Annotated in this window: 12 protein-coding genes; all 12 read left to right on the forward strand. The window is 61.1% G+C overall.

The features are described from left to right. Positions 1-3 precede the first annotated feature (3 nt). The 12 genes from HFK74_RS13230 (at position 4) to HFK74_RS13285 (ending at position 15,616) form a co-directional block, all read left to right on the forward strand. Positions 4-972: an ABC transporter substrate-binding protein gene (locus tag HFK74_RS13230; protein WP_180203889.1), complete on the forward strand. Its 969-nt coding sequence runs from the start codon at positions 4-6 to the stop codon at positions 970-972. Between the two features lie 70 nt (positions 973-1,042). Continuing rightward, positions 1,043-1,894 carry a proline/glycine betaine ABC transporter permease gene (locus HFK74_RS13235; protein ID WP_008058061.1) on the forward strand — a complete coding sequence of 284 codons (852 nt, stop codon included), beginning with the start codon at positions 1,043-1,045 and terminating at the stop codon, positions 1,892-1,894. After that, a complete protein-coding gene (locus HFK74_RS13240; protein WP_180203890.1) occupies positions 1,891-2,721 on the forward strand; it encodes a glycine betaine/L-proline ABC transporter ATP-binding protein in 831 nt (276 codons plus the stop codon). The genes HFK74_RS13235 and HFK74_RS13240 overlap by 4 nt, the downstream gene beginning before the upstream one ends. A 154-nt stretch (positions 2,722-2,875) precedes the next feature. Next, on the forward strand, positions 2,876-4,399 hold the full coding sequence (gene hutH, locus HFK74_RS13245) for a histidine ammonia-lyase (protein ID WP_180203891.1): 1,524 nt from the start codon (positions 2,876-2,878) through the stop codon (positions 4,397-4,399). 119 nt (positions 4,400-4,518) lie between these two features. Continuing rightward, positions 4,519-6,051, forward strand: a complete 1,533-nt coding sequence (gene hutH / locus HFK74_RS13250; RefSeq protein ID WP_180203892.1) for a histidine ammonia-lyase — start codon at positions 4,519-4,521, stop codon at positions 6,049-6,051. Between the two features lie 101 nt (positions 6,052-6,152). Continuing rightward, positions 6,153-7,358, forward strand: a complete 1,206-nt coding sequence (gene hutI / locus HFK74_RS13255; protein WP_180203893.1) for an imidazolonepropionase — start codon at positions 6,153-6,155, stop codon at positions 7,356-7,358. Positions 7,359-7,368: 10 nt separating this feature from the next. After that, positions 7,369-8,172, forward strand: a complete 804-nt coding sequence (hutG, locus tag HFK74_RS13260; RefSeq protein WP_180203894.1) for an N-formylglutamate deformylase — start codon at positions 7,369-7,371, stop codon at positions 8,170-8,172. Positions 8,173-8,397: 225 nt separating this feature from the next. Further along, the gene (gene pip, locus HFK74_RS13265) at positions 8,398-9,369 is read left to right on the forward strand and encodes a prolyl aminopeptidase (protein ID WP_008058071.1); all 972 of its coding nucleotides are present in this window, start codon (positions 8,398-8,400) and stop codon (positions 9,367-9,369) included. After that, positions 9,366-9,803, forward strand: coding sequence for a D-aminoacyl-tRNA deacylase (dtd, locus tag HFK74_RS13270; protein WP_180203895.1), 438 nt, complete (start codon positions 9,366-9,368; stop codon positions 9,801-9,803). The genes pip and dtd overlap by 4 nt, the downstream gene beginning before the upstream one ends. 320 nt (positions 9,804-10,123) lie before the next feature. Continuing rightward, positions 10,124-11,941 (forward strand): glucan biosynthesis protein G, encoded by a 1,818-nt coding sequence (locus HFK74_RS13275; RefSeq protein WP_180203896.1) that lies wholly within the window; start codon positions 10,124-10,126, stop codon positions 11,939-11,941. Next, a complete protein-coding gene (gene mdoH / locus HFK74_RS13280) occupies positions 11,934-14,504 on the forward strand; it encodes a glucans biosynthesis glucosyltransferase MdoH (RefSeq protein WP_180203897.1) in 2,571 nt (856 codons plus the stop codon). The genes HFK74_RS13275 and mdoH overlap by 8 nt, the downstream gene beginning before the upstream one ends. Before the next feature lie 314 nt (positions 14,505-14,818). Continuing rightward, positions 14,819-15,616, forward strand: coding sequence for a transporter substrate-binding domain-containing protein (locus tag HFK74_RS13285; protein ID WP_060542934.1), 798 nt, complete (start codon positions 14,819-14,821; stop codon positions 15,614-15,616). The last annotated feature ends 62 nt before the right edge of the window (positions 15,617-15,678 follow it).

Below are 15,678 nucleotides of genomic sequence, written 5' to 3' on the forward strand. Positions count from 1 at the left end.
ACAATGAAATCGAACAAGACCCTGCTGACCACATTGCTTTCCATGGGCCTGCTGGCCAGTGCCGGCGCCACTCAGGCGGCGGGTTGGTGCGAGTCGGGCAAACCGGTGAAATTCGCTGGCCTGAACTGGGAAAGCGCCATGCTGCTGACCGACGTGATGCAAGTCGTGTTGGAAAAAGGCTACGACTGCAAGACCGACAGCCTGCCGGGTAACTCCATCACCATGGAAAACGCCCTGAGCAGTAACGATATCCAGGTATTCGCCGAAGAGTGGGTCGGCCGCAGCGAGGTCTGGAACAAGGCCGAGAAGGCCGGCAAGGTCGTCGGTGTTGGCGCTCCGGTCGTCGGTGCGATCGAAGGCTGGTATGTGCCGCGCTACGTGATCGAAGGCGATGCCAAGCGTAAGCTGGAACCCAAGGCCCCGGACCTGAAGAACATCGCTGACCTGGGCAAATACTCTGCCGTGTTCAAGGACGCCGAAGAGCCATCCAAAGGGCGTTTCTATAACTGCCCGGCCGGCTGGACCTGTGAGCTGGACAACAGCGAAATGCTGAAAAGCTACGGCCTGGAAAGCACCTACACCAACTTCCGCCCAGGCACCGGCCCGGCGCTGGATGCCGCGGTGCTGTCGAGCTACAAGCGTGGCGAGCCGATCCTGTTCTACTACTGGTCGCCAACGCCGTTGATGGGCCAGGTCGACGTGGTGAAACTCGAAGAGAAACCGGGTGTGAACAAGACCGTGACCATCAAGGTCGGCCTGTCCAAGACTTTCCACGAACAAGCACCGGAACTGGTGGCCGTGCTGGAAAAGGTCAACGTGCCAATCGACCTGCTGAACCAGAACCTGGGCCGCATGACCAAAGAGCGGATCGAGTCGCCAAAACTGGCCAAGATCTTCCTGAAGGAACATCCTGAAGTCTGGCACGCCTGGGTAAGTGAAGACGCAGCCAAGAAAATCGACGCGGCCTTGTAGGTTGGGCTTCTCCGGCTGTCGGCAGCGGCAGTCGGATGCTTGATCGCAACCCCTTGATTGAGAGTCTCTTATGTTTCCCGAAAGCTTTACCTTTTCCATCGCCGACTGGGTCAACGGTTGGGTCGATTCGCTGGTCACCAACTACGGCGATGTGTTCCGCAGCATCTCCGACACCCTGTTGTGGGCCATCGTCAATCTTGAAGGGCTGCTGCGTGCGGCGCCCTGGTGGCTGATGCTGGCGATCGTGGCGGGCGTTGCCTGGCACGCGACCCGCAAAGTGGTGACCACGGCGGTCATCGTCGGCTTGCTGTTCCTGGTGGGCGCCGTCGGCCTCTGGGACAAGCTGATGCAGACCCTGGCGCTGATGATGGTGGCCACGGTCATTTCGGTGCTGATCGGCATCCCGTTGGGCATCCTCTCGGCCCGCAGCAATCGCCTGCGTTCGGTGCTGATGCCGTTGCTGGACATCATGCAGACCATGCCGAGCTTCGTGTACCTGATCCCGGTGCTGATGCTGTTCGGCCTGGGCAAGGTCCCGGCGATTTTCGCCACCGTGATCTACGCCGCGCCACCGCTGATCCGCCTGACCGACCTGGGTATTCGCCAGGTTGACGGCGAGGTGATGGAAGCCATCAACGCCTTCGGTGCCAACCGTTGGCAGCAACTGTTCGGTGTGCAATTGCCGCTGGCCCTGCCAAGCATCATGGCCGGGATCAACCAGACCACCATGATGGCCCTGTCGATGGTGGTGATCGCCTCGATGATCGGTGCCCGTGGCCTGGGTGAAGACGTGCTGGTGGGGATTCAGACCCTCAACGTCGGACGCGGCCTGGAAGCCGGCCTGGCGATCGTGATTCTGGCAGTGGTGATCGACCGCATTACACAGGCGTACGGTCGCGCACGGCATGAGGTGAGCAAATGAACAACGCAACCGTGAGCAAGATCGAAGTCAAGAACGTCTTCAAGATTTTCGGCAACCGCGCCAAGGATGCCTTGGCGATGGTTGGCCAGGGCAAGACCAAGGATCAGGTGCTGTCCGAAACCGGCTGCGTGGTCGGCGTGAACGATCTGTCCCTGAGCATTGGCAGCGGCGAGATCTTCGTGATCATGGGCTTGTCCGGTTCGGGCAAATCCACCTTGGTGCGCCACTTCAATCGCCTGATCGACCCGACCAGCGGCGCGATCCTGGTGGATGGCGTGGACATCCTGCAATACGACATGGAAGCCCTGCGCGAATTTCGCCGGCGCAAGATCAGCATGGTGTTCCAGAGCTTCGGCCTGTTGCCGCACAAGAGCGTGCTGGACAACGTCGCCTACGGCTTGAAAATCCGTGGCGAGAGTAAGCAGATGTGCGCCGAGCGCGCGCTGCACTGGATCAACACCGTGGGCCTCAAGGGCTACGAAAACAAATACCCGCACCAGCTCTCCGGCGGCATGCGTCAGCGTGTAGGTTTGGCCCGGGCGTTGGCGGCGGACACCGACATCATCCTGATGGACGAAGCGTTCAGTGCCCTCGACCCGTTGATTCGCGCCGAAATGCAGGACCAGTTGCTGGAACTGCAAAAGACCCTGCACAAGACCATCGTCTTCATCACCCACGACCTCGACGAGGCCGTGCGCATCGGCAACCGCATCGCGATCCTCAAGGACGGGCGCCTGATTCAGGTCGGCACGCCGAAAGAGATCCTGCATTCGCCGGCGGATGAGTATGTCGACCGGTTCGTGCAGCGTCGGGCGGCGGTGGTGTGATGATCGTTCCCACGCTCTGCGTGGGCACGCATCCCGTGACGCTCTGCGTCACCCATGCGCAGGGCTCGAGCCTTGTGTTGATATCGGGACGCGGAGCGTCCCAGGCGGCATTCCCACGCAGAGCGTGGGAACGATCAAGCTCAAGAGGTTAATGATGTCCCAGGCTGAAAAAATCGTTATCGCCAATGCCCCGTTGCGTTGGCAGGATGTGGTTGCCGTAGCCCGTCATGGCGCACAGCTTGAGCTGTCGACGCAGGCCTGGGCACGAATCGAAAATGCGCAGGCGATCGTCCAGCGCATCGTCGCCAGCGGCGAACGCGCCTATGGCGTGAACACTGGCCTGGGCGCCTTGTGCAACGTTTCGCTCAAAGACGAACAACTGAGCCAGCTGTCGCGCAATACCCTGCTCAGCCACGCCTGTGGCGTTGGCGCACCGTTGGCCGACGAGCAGACCCGCGCCATCATGTGCGCTGCGATCCTCAACTTCACCCAAGGCAAATCCGGCGTGCATCGTCGGGTGGTCGAAGCCCTGCTGGAGCTGCTCAATCGCGGCATCACCCCGCAAGTGCCGTCCCAGGGTTCGGTCGGTTACCTGACCCACATGGCCCACATCAGCATCGCCCTGCTGGGTGTCGGCAACGTCAGCTATCGTGGGCAAGTCGTGCCTTCGCAACAGGCATTGGCCGAAGAAGGCCTGCAACCGGTTCAACTCGGCGCCAAGGACGGTCTGTGCCTGGTCAACGGCACGCCGTGCATGAGCGGCCTCAGCTGCCTGGCCATTGCCGACGCCACGCGCCTGCTGCAATGGGCCGACGTGATCAGCGCCATGAGCTTCGAGGCCCAGCGTGGGCAGATTGCTGCGTTCGATGCCGAGATCATTGCGCTCAAGCCGCACCCGGGCATGCAACAGGTCGGGATCAACCTGCGCGCGCTGCTCGATGGCAGTGAAGTGATCGCCCAGAGCAAAGGCATTCGTACCCAGGATGCATTGAGCATCCGCTCGATTCCACAGGTGCACGGCGCCGCTCGCGATCAGCTCGATCACGCCATCAAGCAAGTCGAAACCGAACTCAACGGCTGCACCGATAACCCGTTGCTGCTGGGTACGCCGGACAACTTCCGGGTCATGTCCCAGGCCAACCCTCACGGCCAGTCGGTGGCGCTGGCGGCGGACCTGCTGGCCATCGCCATGGCGGAAATCGGCTCCATTGCCGAGCGCCGCCTGGACCGTCTGATCAACCCGCACGTCAGCGGTCTGCCGGCATTCCTGGTGGCCAATCCGGGGGTGAACTCCGGGATGATGATCGTGCAGTACGTCGCCGCTTCACTGTGCGCGGAAAACCGTCAACTGGCGCAGCCGGCAGTGCTCGATAACTACGTGACTTCAGGCTTGCAGGAAGACCACTTGAGCATGGGCACCAACGCCGCGCTGAAGCTGCATCGCGCGCTGGAAAACTGCACGCAGATTCTCGCCATCGAGTACCTGCTGGCAGCCCAGGCCTTTGAATTCCTCAAAGAGCAACGCTTCGGCGCCGGCACCGATGCCGCATGGCACCTGCTGCGCGAGCGTGTCCCGGCCTACGATCAGGACCGCTGGTTGGCGCCGGACATCGCCGCCGCCGCCAGCATTTTGAAAGACCCGGCTTTGTTGCAAAAGGCGTTACCGAATCTGAACTGATTTCCATACAAAACCAGCGTGCCAAGGCGCCAGCCCCCTCACAAAAGGGGGAAGCGACGGACAACGGAATTATCCGGAGCGTCTGGTAGTTAATAACAAACTCTCAAAAGGAGCATGAAATGACTGCGCTTAATTTGATTCCTGGCCAACTGAGCCTTGCCCAACTGCGTGATGTTTATCAGCAACCGGTCAAAATCACCCTCGACCACAGCGCCGCGGCCCAGATCGAAGCCAGCGTTGCCTGCGTGGAGCAGATTCTTGCCGAGAACCGCACCGCCTACGGCATCAACACCGGTTTCGGCCTGCTGGCTTCGACCCGCATCGCCAGCGAAGACCTGGAAAACCTGCAACGCTCGCTGGTGCTGTCCCACGCCGCCGGTGTCGGCGAGCCGATCAGCGACGCACTGGTGCGCCTGGTCATGGTACTCAAGGTCAACAGCCTGAGCCGTGGTTTCTCCGGCATCCGCCGCGTTGTCATCGACGCACTGATCGCCCTGATCAACGCCGAGGTTTACCCACACATTCCGTTGAAAGGCTCGGTTGGTGCCTCCGGCGACCTGGCACCGTTGGCGCACATGTCGCTGGTACTGCTGGGCGAAGGCAAGGCGCGCTACAAGGGCGAGTGGATGGAAGCCACCGAAGCGCTGAAAGTCGCTGGCCTGACCCCGCTGACCCTGGCCGCGAAAGAAGGCCTGGCGCTGCTCAACGGCACGCAAGTGTCCACCGCGTTTGCCCTGCGTGGCCTGTTTGAAGGCGAAGACCTGTTCGCTGGCGCCCTGGCCCTGGGTGGCCTGACCGTCGAAGCCGTGCTGGGCTCGCGCTCGCCGTTCGACGCGCGCATCCACGCCGCTCGTGGCCAGAAAGGCCAGATCGACGCTGCAGCCGCTTATCGTGATCTGCTGGGTGAGCGCAGTGAAGTCTCCGATTCGCACGAAAACTGCGAGAAGGTCCAGGACCCGTACTCCCTGCGTTGCCAGCCGCAAGTCATGGGCGCCTGCCTGACCCAGTTCCGCCAGGCTGCCGAAGTGCTGGCGATCGAAGCCAACGCCGTCTCCGACAACCCGCTGGTGTTCGCCGCTGAAGGTGACGTGATTTCCGGCGGTAACTTCCACGCCGAACCGGTGGCCATGGCCGCTGACAACATGGCTTTGGCCATCGCTGAAATCGGCTCCCTGAGCGAGCGTCGCATCTCGCTGATGATGGACAAGCACATGTCGCAACTGCCGCCGTTCCTGGTGGCCAATGGCGGTGTGAACTCCGGCTTCATGATCGCCCAGGTGACCGCCGCGGCGCTGGCCAGCGAGAACAAGGCGCTGTCCCATCCGCATTCGGTGGACAGCCTGCCGACGTCCGCCAACCAGGAGGACCACGTGTCCATGGCCCCGGCTGCGGGCAAGCGTCTGTGGGAGATGGCCGAGAACACCCGTGGCATCCTGGCTGTGGAATGGCTTGCCGCCGCTCAGGGCCTGGACCTGCGCAATGGCCTGAAGACTTCGCCGAAGCTGGAAAAGGCCCGCGCCATCCTGCGTAACGAAGTGCCGTTCTATGAGAAGGACCGTTTCTTCGCGCCAGACATCAATGCGGCGACTGAGCTGTTGGCGTCGCGTTGCCTGAACGAGCTGATCACTACCAAGCTTTTACCTAGCCTGTGATGGACTCATCGCCAGCAGGCTGGCTCCCACAGTTGTAATACGTACTTCTGTGGGAGCCAGCCTGCTGGCGATTCGATTTTGAATACTGTGGAGACTAAGGGATGAAAACCCTCTGGCAACACTGCCACGTCGCAACCATGGCCCAAGGCGTCTACTCGATCATCGAGGATGCCGCCATCGTGACGTCCGGTGCACACATCGAGTGGGTCGGCCCGCGCAGTGAGCTGCCGTCCGGCGAGTACCCGGCGGTCAATGATTTGAACGGGGCCTGGGTCACGCCCGGCCTGATCGACTGCCACACCCACACGGTGTTCGGCGGCAATCGCAGTGGCGAATTCGAGCAGCGCCTGCAAGGCGTCAGCTACGCGGAAATTGCAGCAAGCGGTGGCGGCATCGCCAGCACCGTTCGGGCTACTCGCGCGGCCAGCGAAGACGAACTGTTCGCCAGCGCTGCCAAGCGCCTGAAAAGCCTTATGCGCGATGGCGTCACCAGCATCGAAATCAAATCCGGCTATGGCCTGGACCTGGCCAACGAACGCAAGATGCTGCGGGTAGCCCGTCGCCTCGGCGTCGAACTGCCGGTCAGCGTGCGCAGCACCTGCCTCGCGGCTCACGCCTTGCCGCCGGAGTACACCGATCGCGCCGACGATTACATCGATCACATCTGCAGCGAAATGCTCCCGGCCCTGGCCGCCGAAGGGCTGGTGGACGCGGTGGATGCCTTTTGCGAATACCTGGCGTTTTCCCCTGCACAGGTTGAACGCGTATTCATCACTGCCCAGGAGCTGGGTCTGCCGGTGAAGCTGCACGCCGAGCAGCTCTCGTCCCTGCATGGATCGAGCCTCGCGGCGCGTTACCACGCACTGTCGGCCGATCATCTGGAATTCATGACCGAAGACGACGCTATCGCCATGGCCAAATCCGGCACGGTGGCCGTGTTGCTGCCCGGCGCCTTCTACTTCCTGCGCGAGACCCAATTGCCACCGATGGAGGCCTTGCGCAAACACGGCGTGAAAATCGCCATTGCCAGCGACCTCAACCCCGGCACCTCGCCGGCGCTGTCGTTGCGCCTGATGCTGAACATGGCCTGCACCTGTTTCCGCATGACCCCGGAGGAAGCCCTGGCTGGCGCGACGATTCATGCCGCCACGGCATTGGGCATGTCCGCTACCCACGGATCGCTGGAGGCGGGCAAGGTCGCGGATTTCGTTGCCTGGCAAATCGATCGCCCGGCCGACCTGTGCTACTGGCTGGGCGGCGACTTGGAAAAACGCGTCGTGCGTCACGGCGTCGAAACAAGTCTGTAGGAGAACAGTTGTGGATAAGGTTCTGAACTTCAAGCAAGGCCGCGTACCGCTGCTGATCAGCATGCCTCATGCCGGTGTGCGCCTGACTCCGGCAGTCGAAGCCGGGTTGATCCCCGACGCGAAAAGCCTGCCGGACACCGACTGGCACATCCCGCAGCTGTACGATTTCGCCGCCGAACTGGGTGCCAGCACCCTCGCCGCCGAATACTCGCGGTTCGTCATCGACCTGAACCGGCCGTCCGACGATAAGCCTTTGTACGTCGGCGCTACCACCGGCCTGTACCCGGCGACCCTGTTCGACGGCATTCCGTTGTTCCGCGAAGGGCTGGAGCCTTCCAAGGAGGAGCGTGCAACCTATCTGGAACAGATCTGGACCCCATACCACAGCACCTTGCAGAACGAACTGGCGCGACTGAGAGCCGAGTTCGGCTACGCGCTGTTGTTCGATGCGCACTCGATTCGCTCGATCATCCCGCACCTGTTCGACGGCAAATTGCCGGACTTCAACCTCGGTACCTTCAACGGCGCCAGTTGTGATCCGCAGCTGGCTTCGCAACTGGAAGCGATCTGCGCCGGTCACCCGGACTACAGCCATGTGCTGAACGGGCGCTTCAAGGGCGGGCACATCACCCGTCACTACGGCAATCCGGCAGAAAACATTCATGCCGTGCAACTGGAACTGGGCCAGTGCACCTACATGGAAGAGTTCGAGCCGTTCCGCTATCGGCCGGATCTGGCCGAGCCGACGCGGGTGGTGTTGAAGGAATTGCTGCAAGGCCTGCTGGCCTGGGGCGAAAAGCATTACAACGTGTAACCCTGCAACTGATCGTTCCCACGCTCTGCGTGGGAATGCCGCCATGGACGCTCCGCGTCCACTGTGACGCAGAGCGTCACGGGATGCATTCCCACGCAGAGCGTGGGAACGATAACTCTGACTCTACATGTGCATGCTCAATGACGTAATTCGGGTTTATGATGCCCAACGGCAGAATAATAGAAGTCCCCCCAGGGATGACCTCGACCCCTTACGGAGTGCGCAATGCAGACTTTGTACCCGCAGATCAAACCCCACGCCCGGCACGATCTGGCCGTCGACGAGACCCACACGCTGTATGTCGACGAAAGCGGTTCACCGCAAGGTTTGCCGGTGGTGTTCATTCACGGTGGTCCCGGCGCCGGGTGCGATGCGGCGAGCCGCTGCTACTTCGATCCCAACCTGTACCGCATTGTCACCTTCGATCAGCGTGGTTGCGGCCGCTCCACGCCCCACGCCAGCCTCGAAAACAACACGACCTGGGACCTGGTCGCCGACCTTGAGCGAATCCGCGAGCACCTGGGCATCGACAAGTGGGTGTTGTTTGGCGGCTCCTGGGGTTCGACCCTGGCGCTGGCCTACGCGCAAACCCATCCGGAGCGTGTGCACGGGTTGATCCTGCGCGGGATTTTTCTCTGCCGCCCGCAGGAAATCGAATGGTTTTATCAGGCGGGCGCCAGCCGTCTGTTCCCCGATTACTGGCAGGACTACATCGCGCCTATCCCGCAGGACGAGCGCCACGATTTGCTTACCGCGTTCCACAAACGCCTGACCGGCAACGATCAGATCGCCCAGATGCACGCGGCCAAGGCCTGGTCCACGTGGGAAGGCCGGACCGCGACCCTGCGGCCGAACCCCTTGGTGGTCGATCGTTTTTCCGAGCCCCAGCGCGCGCTCTCCATTGCTCGTATCGAATGCCACTACTTCACCAACAATGCGTTCCTTGAAGCCAATCAGTTGATTCGCGACATGGACAAAATCGCTCATTTGCCTGGCGTGATCATCCATGGTCGCTATGACGTGATTTGCCCGCTGGATAACGCCTGGGAGCTGCACCAGGCCTGGCCGAACAGCGAACTGCAAATCATCCGTGACGCGGGCCATGCCGCCGCTGAGCCGGGGATTACCGATGCCTTGGTGCGCGCCGCCGATCGGATGGCGCGACGCTTGCTCGATCTGGCCCCCGACGAAGCATGAAAGGGCTGCTGCAGCGCGTGCGCGGCGCGCGAGTCGAGGTGGCGGGGCAGGTGGTCGGCGCGGTCGATCAGGGGTTGCTGGTGCTGGTCGCCATAGAACCGGACGACACGCGGGCCAGCGCCGACAAACTTCTCAATAAGCTGCTTAACTATCGTGTGTTCAGCGACGCTGAGGGCAAGATGAACCTGTCCCTGGCGGATGTGGGTGGCGGGTTGCTGCTGGTCTCGCAGTTCACCCTGGCCGCCGATACCAAGAGCGGCTTGCGCCCGAGTTTCTCGACCGCGGCCCCTCCGGCCTTGGGCGAGGAGCTTTTCGACTATCTATTAAGCAAAGCGAAACAGGTGCATGGCACTGTGGCATCAGGTAGATTCGGCGCGGATATGCAGGTGCACCTGGTCAACGACGGCCCGGTAACCTTCCTGTTACAGACCTGAAAGCGCTTGAAACATCTTTTTAAGCGCATTTCGACTGAAAACAGGCGTTTTTCCCGATAAATACTTTGTTACCCCTGATGCGTTGTAACGCGGCCTACTAGATAATCGCGCGCTACGGGGATCAGCGTTCGTTGGTCCATTTTGACTTAGGTAGAGACTTGTCCGGATCCGATTGGGGAATCATTTTGCCCCAGCGGAGTCGGAACAATGCTCGCCAACTTGGCAAGAGTGGTCTGCGGGACCGGTTTTTTTGTACCGGATACCTGCTGGCCCTTTAACTGGCCGTTGGTTTTTTGATCTGTTTTCGGCGAGGGTTGCTCGTGATTGTTAGTCCCTGTAACGCACCAAAATTGACTGCCAAACGGTTTCGTAGCGCATTGGTAGCGGGCTCGGCACTGCTGTGCCTGCTCAGCGCCGGCCAGCTTTGGGCATTCAGTCTGGATGATGTATCGGTCAAGGCAAAAGAGCTGGCCGGGCAAAAGTACGAAGCTCCGCGCAGTAACCTGCCGAACGAATTTCGCGAGATGAAATTCGCCGACTATCAGAAAATTCGTTTCCTGACTGAAAAAGCCGAATGGGCCGATCAGAAGACCCCGTTCAAGCTGTCGTTCTATCACCAGGGCATGCATTTCGATACGCCGGTGAAAATCAACGAAATCACGGCGAACACCGTCGAAGAGATCAAGTACGACCCAAGTCGTTTCGATTTCGGCGACGTCAAGTTCGACCCCAAGGCCACCGAACAACTCGGTTACGCCGGTTTCCGTGTCCTGTACCCGGTCAACAAGGCTGACAAGCAAGACGAAATCATGACCATGCTGGGCGCGAGTTACTTCCGCGTGGTTGGCAAGGGGCACGTCTACGGTTTGTCCGCTCGCGGCATGGCGATCGATACCGCACTGCCGTCCGGTGAAGAATTCCCGCGTTTTCGCGAGTTCTGGATTCAACAGCCGAAGCCGGGCGACAAGCACCTGGTGATCTTCGCCCTGCTGGATTCGCCACGGGCGACCGGTGCCTATCGCCTGACCCTGCGTCCGGGCAGCGACACCATTGTCGACGTCAAGGCGCAGATGTTCCTGCGTGACAAGGTCGGCAAACTGGGCATCGCGCCACTGACCAGCATGTTCCTGTTCGGCGCCAACCAGCCGTCGAAAGTCCTCAACTACCGTCGTGAGCTGCACGATTCCAGCGGCCTGGCGATCCATGCCGGCAACGGCGAGTGGATCTGGCGTCCGCTGAACAATCCGAAACACCTGGCGGTGAGCAACTTCTCGGTCGAGAACCCGCGTGGCTTCGGCTTGCTGCAACGTGGCCGTGACTTCAGCCACTACGAAGACCTCGACGACCGCTACGACAAGCGTCCAAGCGCCTGGATTGAACCGAAAGGCGACTGGGGCAAGGGCACCGTCGATCTGGTCGAGATTCCGACCGCCGACGAAACCAACGACAATATCGTGGCTTTCTGGAGCCCGGAAAAAATGCCGGAGCCAGGCCAGCCGCTGGACTTCGCCTATCGCATGCACTGGACCATGGACGAAGCGGCGCTGCACGCACCGGACAGTGCGTGGGTCAGTCAGACCCTGAAATCCACCGGTGACGTGAAACAGTCCAACCTGATTCGTCAGCCGGATGGCAGCGTTGCCTATCTGGTGGACTTTGAAGGTCCGTCCCTGGCGGCATTGGCACCGGATACAGACGTGCGCAGCCAGGTCAGCGTCGGCGATAACGCCGAGCTGGTCGAGAACAGCGTGCGCTACAACCCTGAAACCAAGGGCTGGCGCCTGACGTTGCGCATGAAGATCAAGGACCCGAGCAAGTCCACCGAGATGCGTGCGGCACTTGTGCAGAACATCGTACCTGCCGATCTGGCCAAGACTTCGATTCCAGCCTCCACTTCTTCCGTAGCCAAGGCCGACAAAGTGGCGGCCAAGCAAGCGGAGAAAGCTGACAAGGAAGCGAAGGCCGCCGAGGCCAAACAGGCCGAAGCCAAGCCAGTTGCAGATGCCAAGGACAAGGCGAACAACAATGACGTCAAGCAGCCTGCTGCTGCCGACGCGGTCCCAGCCACACCGGAATCGGCACCGACTGAAGAAGTCCTGACCGAGACCTGGAGCTACCAGTTGCCTGCCGATGAGTAATTCTCAAGTACAGCCAGAGACTCTATCCGAGTACCTGGCACATCTGCCGATGACCGACCAGCAGCGCGCGGAACTCGCGGGCTGCAGGTCTTTCAGTGAACTGCATGAACGTCTGTCGTCTTCGACGTTCGACGCGCCGACCGAGGCCGCCCAGGCCTCGGTTGGCACGCGCCTGACCCTGAGCACTGCCGAAGAGTTGCAGGACGCTGAAATGCTGGCGCTCGACGCCAGCGGTCGCGTTTGCCTGAAGGCGACCCCGCCGATTCGTCGGACCAAGGTCGTGCCGGAGCCGTGGCGTACCAATATTCTGGTGCGCGGCTGGCGCCGTATGACCGGTCGCACCAACCCGCCGAAGCCGCCAAAGGATGAGAACGTGCTGCCGGCGGCGCGCTGGCGCACGGTCGGTTCGATCCGTCGCTACATTCTGCTGGTACTGATGCTCGGCCAGACCGTCGTCGCCGGCTGGTACATGAAAGGCATCATGCCGTACCAGGGCTGGTCGTTCGTCGATCTTGACGAAGTCCTGCACCAACCGCTGCTGCAAACCGCCACGCAAGTGCTGCCGTATGCCTTGCAGACCAGCATCCTGATCCTGTTCGGGATTCTGTTCTGCTGGGTCTCGGCCGGTTTCTGGACCGCGCTGATGGGCTTCCTCGAGTTGCTCACCGGTCACGATAAATACCGCATCTCCGGCAAAAGTGCCGGCAACGAGCCGATTCCGAAGGATGCGCGCACCGCACTGGTGATGCCGATCTGTAACGAAGACGTGCCTCGGGTGTTCGCTGGTCTGCGTGCAACGTTCGAGTCGGTAGCCGCCACGGGTGACCTGGATCGCTTTGACTTCTTCGTCCTCAGCGACAGTAACGACGCCGACATCTGCGTCGCCGAACAGCAGGCCTGGCTGGACGTCTGCCGCGAAGCCGGTGGCTTCGGCAAGATCTTCTATCGTCGTCGCCGTCGCCGTGTGAAACGTAAAAGCGGCAACCTCGACGACTTCTGCCGTCGTTGGGGTGGTGACTACAAGTACATGGTCGTGCTCGACGCCGACTCGGTAATGAGCGGCGAGTGCCTGACCAGTCTGGTCCGCCTGATGGAAGCCACGCCGGACGCCGGGATCATCCAGACCGCGCCACGTGCGTCGGGCATGGACACCCTGTATGCGCGCATGCAGCAGTTCGCCACCCGCGTGTACGGTCCGCTGTTCACCGCTGGCCTGCACTTCTGGCAGTTGGGCGAATCCCACTACTGGGGCCACAACGCGATCATCCGCATGAAGCCGTTCATCGAGCACTGCGCCCTGGCGCCGTTGCCGGGCAAAGGCGCGTTCGCCGGTGCGATCCTGTCCCACGACTTCGTCGAAGCCGCGCTGATGCGCCGAGCCGGTTGGGGTGTGTGGATTGCCTACGATCTGCCGGGCAGCTATGAAGAGCTGCCGCCGAACCTGCTGGACGAACTCAAGCGTGACCGTCGCTGGTGCCACGGTAACCTGATGAACTTCCGCCTGTTCCTGGTCAAGGGCATGCACCCGGTGCACCGTGCGGTGTTCCTGACCGGCGTGATGTCCTACTTGTCGGCGCCGCTGTGGTTCTTCTTCCTCGTGTTGTCGACGGCGCTGTTGGCGGTTAACACGTTGATGGAGCCGCAATACTTCCTCGAACCGCGCCAGCTCTATCCGCTGTGGCCACAATGGCACCCGGACAAGGCGATCGCGCTGTTCTCGACCACGATCGTGTTGCTGTTCCTGCCTAAGCTGTTGAGCATCATCCTGATCTGGGCCAAGGGCGCGAAAGAGTTCGGTGGCAAGTTCAAGGTGACGCTGTCGATGCTGCTGGAGATGCTGTTCTCCATGCTGCTGGCGCCGGTGCGGATGATTTTCCACACCCGTTTCGTGCTCGCCGCGTTCCTGGGCTGGGCTGCGACCTGGAACTCGCCGCAGCGTGACGACGACTCCACGCCATGGAGCGAAGCGGTCAAGCGCCACGGTCCGCAGACCTTGCTGGGTTTCTTCTGGGCCCTGCTGGTGATCTGGCTGAACCCGAGCTTCCTGTGGTGGTTGGTTCCGATTGTCGGTTCGCTGATGCTGTCGATCCCGGTGTCGGTGATTTCCAGCCGTGTCGGCCTGGGCCTCAAGTCCCGTGACGAGAGCCTGTTCCTGATCCCTGAGGAATACAATCCGCCGCAGGCGTTGTTGGCGACTGATCAGTACACCCACGAAAACCGTTGGCATGCGCTGAACGACGGCTTCGTCCGTTCGGTGGTCGATCCGCAGCAGAACGCCCTGGCGTGTTCGCTGGCGACTTCGCGTCACCGTGAGGCCGAGCCGATCGAATGGCTGCGGGTCGAGCGGGTGCGGCACGCCATGAAAGTCGGGCCTGAAGGCCTGACCAACAATGAGCGCGTGCAACTGCTGAGCGACCCGGTGGCATTGGCTCGCTTGCACGAGCAGGTGTGGAGCGAAGGTCACCCCGAGTGGCTGGGCGCATGGCGCAAGTCGGTGCAGGCCGATCCTCATGCACCGCTGTTGCCGCTCAGGCCGCTGAGCGTGCAGCCGCAGTTGGCGTGATGAAGAGCCCTGCTGGCTGGCGCTGATCGTTCCCACGCTCTGCGTGGGAATGTCTCAACGGACGCTCCACGTTCGGCTTTGGATTGGGACGCAGAGCGTCCCTGGCTGCATTCCCACGCAGAGCGTGGGAACGATCAATCAAGACCCGCGAAAGCGGGTTTTTTATTGCCCAAAAAACTTGTGCAATTGAGCAGGTGCGTTAGCATCCGTCCCCGAATTGGTGCGCCCGGACCGCTTTGTGTCCGTATCTGTCTGTTTTCCTTGGAAAACTGTCGATTTCGCGCCGCAAACGCAATGGTTTTGGGGACTTGAAGATGAAGAAGTATCTGTCGATGCTGCTGGTCGGCGTCACGGCATTGGTTGCAGTCAGCGCGGCGCAGGCCGGTGCCATTGATGACGCGGTCAAGCGCGGCACGTTGAAAGTCGGCATGGACCCGACCTACATGCCGTTCGAAATGACCAACAAACGCGGCGAGATCATCGGTTTCGAAGTCGACATCCTCAAGGCCATGACCAAGGCCATGGGCGTCAAGCTGGAGCTGGTGTCCACCGGCTACGACGGCATCATCCCGGCCCTGCTGACCGACAAGTTCGACATGATCGGCAGCGGCATGACCCTGACCCAGGAGCGTAACCTGCGCCTGAACTTCAGCGAACCGTTCATCGTGGTTGGCCAGACCCTGCTGATCCGCAAGGAGCTGGAAGGCACGATCAAGTCCTACAAAGACCTGAACACCGCTGACTACCGCATCACCTCCAAGCTCGGCACCACCGGCGAAATGGTCGCTAAAAAGCTGATCTCCAAAGCCAAGTACCACGGTTATGACAACGAGCAGGAAGCCGTGCTCGATGTAGTCAACGGCAAGGCCGACGCCTTCATCTACGACGCGCCTTACAACGTCGTGGCTGTGAACAAGGTCGGCAACGGCAAGCTGGTATTCCTCGACAAGCCGTTCACCTACGAGCCGCTGGCGTTCGGGCTGAAGAAGGGTGACTACGACAGCATCAACTTCATCAACAACTTCCTGCACCAGATCCACGAAGACGGAACCTACGATCGCATCCATGACAAGTGGTTCAAAGACACCGCTTGGCAGAAGGACATGGAGTAAGGCCCGGTCAGATAGACCGCGTCGCGCGCAATCGCCAGCAGGCTGGCTCCCACAATGAAATG

Origin of the sequence: Pseudomonas sp. SbOxS1 (assembly GCF_013416725.1) — a bacterium.
GTDB lineage: Bacteria > Pseudomonadota > Gammaproteobacteria > Pseudomonadales > Pseudomonadaceae > Aquipseudomonas.